General features: G+C 60.1%; 3 protein-coding genes. All 3 read right to left on the bottom strand.

The annotated features are described in order from the left end of the window. Positions 1 to 715 precede the first annotated feature (715 nt). Positions 716 to 1,987 carry an SEL1-like repeat protein gene (locus C7401_RS37410; RefSeq protein WP_112177075.1) on the bottom strand — a complete coding sequence of 424 codons (1,272 nt, stop codon included), beginning with the start codon at positions 1,985 to 1,987 and terminating at the stop codon, positions 716 to 718. A 3-nt stretch (positions 1,988 to 1,990) separates the two neighbouring features. Continuing rightward, entirely contained in the window at positions 1,991 to 4,021 is a 2,031-nt protein-coding gene (locus tag C7401_RS37415; RefSeq protein WP_112177076.1) for a phospholipase D-like domain-containing protein, read from the bottom strand. 20 nt (positions 4,022 to 4,041) lie between these two features. Next, positions 4,042 to 6,000 (bottom strand): DUF2345 domain-containing protein (locus C7401_RS37420; RefSeq protein WP_112177083.1); only part of this gene is annotated, 1,959 nt, incomplete at its 5' end.

The following is a 6,000-nucleotide window of genomic DNA, read 5'->3' on the forward strand; positions in this document are numbered from 1 at the left end:
CTGTGCAAGGTTGTATCCGCCACGGTCAACATCTGGGTGCGCTATCCACAGCTTTGGTGGACAGGCTTGTGCGTAACCCTGGGACGACGCGCTCAAGTGCTTGATGCGATTCGTTTTGTGCGCAACGTCGCGGATTGTTGCAGCGGCGGCGCAGCGAGGAAAAATGCGCGTGGGCTTTTCCACAGTTTTTGGTGACAGCCCTGTGAGCAACTTCTGGACAGCTACGCCAAGTCCCTGATTGTAAAGACGAAGCCTGCAAACGACACGGAAGATGCACGTTTTTTGCGCAACAAGGTTGTCCACAGTTTTTGGTGGCAAGGCTGGAGATGACTATTCCCTCACACCGCGCAAGTCCACGCCACAAGGCTTTCCGGGAGGTGCGTGGGGGAATTTCCGTTCCCCGAGCAACCCCAAGCATCCATTTCCCCACGTTTCCCCAACATTGCGCTGCGGGGAAAACGCCGCTCCCCCACAGGGGAAACGGTCAACATATTAAACATCTCTCCTGCAAGAATTAAAAGAAAATGGCGATCTCACGGCACTTTCCACAAATCACTTCACTTGTCGAAGCAAAACACCGACAAGTCACTTGTTGATGTTGCGCTGCACGTGGGCCTGCGCGGGAAACGAACTTTCCCCACTCGGTGATGATAGGGAAATCACAGGGTGTGATCTTTTAGCGCTGCCATGTCTTGCGCCGCAGTGACCACTCCCTCTATGCCTGTTCGTCGTAGGACACCAGGCTCCAGTCCGCATTGGTTCGGTGCTTACGCATACCAAGCAGCGAATCGAGAAACGGAACGGGACGACGATCGTCCAGGACGAGTTGAGGCATCGTCTCGCCTTTCCTGAAATGGCGTGTCGCCTCATGGCTGACGGAAGCCCAATGACGGTCGCACCACATGCCATCCACGGGGCAGACCTCTCCAGTCCGTACCACAGTCCCCAGGGGCACGCGCTCAGCCTTCTTTTCGGGCGTGAGCGGCAGGCCCGTCGCGGGGTCGAGGTTTTTTTCCTTCGCCATGCGCACCACCAGCCCGTCATCAGGTTTCCGCGGCGGCTTCGCGGCGTCCTGCTCCTTCTGCCACTGGAACGTGCCGTCCCACTCCGGCAGCTTCGCGGGCGGCAGCGGCACGATCTGGTCGATGTCCGGCACTTTCGGATTGAGGCCGTCGTTGGCGTCGAGGAATTTGCCGATCAGCTTGTAGCGGCGTGAGCGTTCGGGGTCGTTTGGAACGTCAACGTAATACAGCACCCTATTTTCCGGCGTTACCGCGAAACCATTTTCGAGAGCCCATGCAGCCTGGCTGTTGCCTGCCATGACGCCCTGCTGGAAAGCCTTGAGCGCTTCGGCGTAGAATCCATCATCCTGGCGACCAATAGCCAGCGAGGTCGCTGCCTTGCCATGTCCCTGGTCCGCGGCACAGCGGTACATCTGCAACGCTACCTCGGGGGCCGCGTCAATCGGGAACAGTTTCTCCGCGAGGTAATACTGCGCGTCCGGACTACCCTGGTCCGCCGCCTTGCGGAAATAGCGCAGGGCCGTCACGCTGTCCTGCTTCAGGCCGTAGCCGAGTTCGAGGTAATGGGCGATGTCGTAGTAGCCGCCCGGCACGTCCTGTTTCACCAACTGGATGGCTAGGTCAACCGTCTCTTTCGGTGCGTCCGGCGAATAGGTAAGGCCCGTCGACACCAGTTGCTGAAGATTGCCGTTGGCCTTGTAGTGGCCGTGGGCCGCCGCAATCCGGTAATACCGTGCGATGTCATCGAAGTCCTTCGCGCCGTCCTGCTTTTGCAGCCAGCGGGCGTATTTGAACAACTGGTCCGCATCGGGGTCGAGCGGCGGCAGGTGGTCCGCTTGGTGTACGCAGGTAAAGGCGAGGTTCGCGCGAAGGGCGCTTACGTCAGGTAGTGAAGCCAATGGGTTCTCCTTGGTGCAGGCGCAGGCGAGGGTCGCCAGCAGGGCGATGAGCATGCCTCGTCTCATGGATCAGTCCGCGTAAGTGCGCGCGGGCGAGGTACGCAGGAAGCCCACCAGCGATGCCACCGGAGCCTTCTTATTACCTTGTCGTTTGGTGTTCTTCGAAATGATTTCACTCCATTGCTTATACGCCTGCGACACGTCATCCTGGGCTCCCAGGTTGTTCGTATGAATCCCCCACATCTGCTTGCGCAGGTTGCGAGTCGCGTCCCCGTGCTCATGGCAGATATTCAGTTCGCTATCGACTTCCATGCTGCGCCGGTTGACATTGGCCGAGCCGTGCGTGGTAAACACGTCGTCAACGATCATCAGCTTCTGGTGGATGTAGACGTAATCCCACGGCTTGCCTGCCGGCGTATCCGGAGCAACCAGGGTACAGACCAGTACTTTCATGCCGGGGATATCCTGTGGCGGCACCAGATCCCCGTCTTTCGTCATGCCATCCGGGCCGAGGGCGGCCACCCGGCGTTGCTCCTGCCCGACCTCGTTGAGTTTCTGCTGTATGTCACCCTGGCGAAGCTGCGAGTCCGTGGCGTAGTTCGCCAGCCCCTGCATATGCGCAAAGTCCGCGCCCTGCGACAGTACACGCTGACTGGCTGCCTGTTCGCTGGCCAACTGGCCTTCCAGCTCCTTCTGCTGCTGCGCAAGCTGTGCGCTCTTCTCCAGCGCTTCGACACCGGGCATGCGGCCACCGTACCCAAGCGCATCGAGCATCTGGTAGGTGCTGACCGTCCCGAGTCCGATGCCATCGTCGTTCGAGTTGGTGACCACGAACAGGTACACCACACCGTGCTTCGCCGGATGGCGGCCACCCTTGCTCTGCGCGTTGACGTTCTCCCGCAGCTTGTCGGCCACCGGCATATAGCGGAAATACTGGTTTTCGACATACACGAAATTCGTCGTGTTGTTGACCGCCTGAAGGTACAGCGCCGCGATGTCCTTAGTGGCGTCCTGGCTGTTCTTGCCGTCCTTTCCGAACTGCGATTGCGTGCGAAGAATCTGCGCCATGACCGGTGTACCGTATTCCGGGCGAGGCTTCAGCCGGCAGTACAACGCCGCCCGTGCCTGGGTGATATTCTGGCCGGTCGCGTCGTCCCAGGCCTGGCAGAAATTCTGGTTCAGATAATCGAGAATTGGCCCCGTCACCCTGGCGGACATGTCCTGCCGTGGATGCAGGCCGCTACGCCCCATTCTTGGCGCCTGCCGCAGAAAAGTGTGCTCGTCCCTGTCCCAGTACTCATCCAGCGTGTTGTGTCCCATCACGAACCCGACTGCCTGCTCGGGAGCCTCATAGTCAACGAGCACCATCTTCTGGTGATGCGAGGGCTCAGCCGTCATCGCCGCGGTGTTCATTTTCTTCAGCATGGGATCGTCCGGGCCGTTCGTCCACGTGCGCCATGCGATTTCGGCACGCTCCCGCAGGTCAAAATCGCGCGTGGCGAATTCGATGTTTTTCAGCGGTTTCGGCGCGCCTGGCAACGCGTCCAGCGCGGCATTGGCGAAGGATTTCGCCGCCGCGAAGGAATTGGCTTTCCTCTGCGCCGAAACCAGCGTGACATTGTTCAGGTTGGCCCGCTTGTACCAGAGGATGTCAAATTCCTGCTGGGCACGGGTGCGCCCGTCCTTTGCTGCACCCGCCAGTCCGAATAGTCCGTGGTTGCCGGGCATCATGTCTTCCGAGAAGGAAGCGACATGCAGCGAATCGCTCCAGACCAGCAGCCGGATCTTGATGCCGGGTTTTTCGAGGCCCTTGAATTCAAGCAGTTCGCCAATCGACGGCGAACCTGCCGCATCGCTGCCCCGCCTGAAATGCATCGACGGCTGGAAACCCCAGCACAGGATATCGATGCTGTGTTCAGCCTTGCGGATCGCGTCGAACACAGCCCCGAAGGCCACCTCGCCGTTCACAAGCGGCTGGTACGTTGCCGGGGCCGGGTTGTATTCGGTCCCCTGCACGAACCACGGAGACGTGATCGTTGCGCTTCGCGTGCAGCTCAGCGCGAGCGGCGTCACAATGGGCTTGGTGGTTTGTCCTGTCATGTGTATGTGACTGATCCGTTTCAGGCGTCCGCTTTCGGACTGAGCAGCTTGTCGTAGCTGGCGCGGTGTTCGGCACGATCAACGGCGCCCGACTTGCCTTCGTGAAAATGGAAACCCTGGTTTGCCAGCGTGCCGTTGGCCGTATTGCCGCGATACACGTCGGCTACCGGGACATCATGCGTAACACCATTGGCCAGTTGTAACGTGTATTTCTGCGTCGTGGGATGATGATCGACCTGAACCAGCCCGGTTTCGTCAAACACACCCTGCTTAACCAGCGTGCCGCCAGCAAACAGCTTGTAGGGCATTCCGGCAGGCATGGTCGCCCGCGCTGAAGGCGACGCGCCCGCATAGAACGTCAGGGGCGTGGTCGGCAACCCCGAGAGCGCCGGATGAGTCAGGTCCAGCGGCGCGTTCAGCGACGCCTTGCCCTGCTTCTGGATCGTGATGAACTTGAGGAAAAGGTCGTTAGGACCGCCGAGTGTGATATTGCCGTCCTTGAGCTGGACAAATGCACCGCCGCATTCGAGCGTGATTTCCTGCTTCGCGACGATACGCACCGTGCCGTTCACGCTTGATATCGACATGTCCTGATCGGAGTACATCGACATTGCGTCGGTTTGTGCCTGGAGTTCAACCGGTCCTTTCGCGGCGTAGATTTTGATACCGAACTTCTGCACGAACAGCGAAATCTTCTCGCCCGCCGCGACCGTGAAGCGCTTCAGCACGTTCCAGTCCGCATTCTTCCCGGCCACCCCCGAAATGTCGCCCTGCGCCGCGAACTGCATGCCCTGGCCGGTGACAAGCGCAGCCGATGCGGGGGTACTCATCAGGAGGCCCGCCTTTTTCAGGCCGTCCAGATCGTCCTTGATCTGCTGCTGCGCGTCGGTATCGGCAGGTTCGGCCTTGGCGCTGCTGGCGGATGCGGCCAGCGCCTTCGCGGTCGCCAGCGCGCTTTCGAGTTGCGCGATGGTCTCCTGCATGTCCAGTTGCTTGCCCGTCGCGCCGGGACGGTCGTAGGCCGTGAACATGAGCCCCTTGCCCGCGCGGTTGACCCCGTAACCCGATGTTCTCGCCTCGAAGCCTTCGCCCCGGTATTCGAGTTTGTTGTTAACCAGGTAGCCAAGGTTTAATTGCGACTTGCCCGAATGTTCCGTGCTGAGTTTGACGCCCTCCTGGCCCGCCCAGTCCTCCATGCGCAGTTTGTTGTTGCGCTGCGTGCGGATCGTGTTGCGCGAGAGCCAGCGCCGGTCACTCGTGATGAGGTCGCGCGCCTGCGAATGATGATGAAACGCAATAATTTCCGGTTTATCAGGGTCGCCATCTCGAAAAGAAATCACCGCTTCATCGTTGTCCAGCGCGACAAAGTGGAAGCCAGTTTGCAGCTTTCCCGCGAAGGGCTTGGCGAGTCGCAGCGGTACGCTCTCGCCCCCTTTGGGCCATGTTGCGAAGTCTACATCGAAGCGGACAACGTAATAGCCGGAGGCATTGAGGTAGGCGTAGGTGTACTTGTCCGGGCTGCAAATCCGGGCGCTCAGTGTGCCGCTGATTTTTGCCCAGGTTTCCGGCTTCAGTTCCAGACGGAAACGGCGGTCAGCAGGAATCGCCCGAAACGTGTTCGAATACGCCGCGTCACGCGCGCCGCTGTGCGTGGCCTCGATGATGACCATGCCTTTGGGCGCATCGGGCAGCACGATCTCTGTTTCGAGCACGGTGGCGCATTGCAAGGCAAGCACATTGCCCGCGCCTTCGTACACAACCTGGCCGGCGATGGCCGCTTCGTGCCTGAGTTGCGCTTCCCACTGCGCCCCGTCCGCGTCGAGGTGGTTCGTGCCGTAGACATACGGCTGACCGTAGGTGGTCGGGTCCTCTGGCGCAACGGAAGCCGAGGCGCGATAACGTTCCCACGCTGCGTCCGGGTTGTACTCGGCCACCATGAACGACTTCGGGACTGTGACGGTATGCGTCTTGATCGCCGT

Origin of the sequence: Paraburkholderia unamae (assembly GCF_003268775.1) — a bacterium.
Taxonomy (GTDB): domain Bacteria; phylum Pseudomonadota; class Gammaproteobacteria; order Burkholderiales; family Burkholderiaceae; genus Paraburkholderia; species Paraburkholderia unamae.

What these genes read in the sequence shown, in the direction of transcription:
- C7401_RS37410 (WP_112177075.1), bottom strand. Translation starts at nt 1,987, where the DNA reads ATGAGACGAGGCATGCTCATCGCCCTGCTGGCGACCCTCGCCTGCGCC.
- C7401_RS37415 (WP_112177076.1), bottom strand. Translation starts at nt 4,021, where the DNA reads ATGACAGGACAAACCACCAAGCCCATTGTGACGCCGCTCGCGCTGAGC.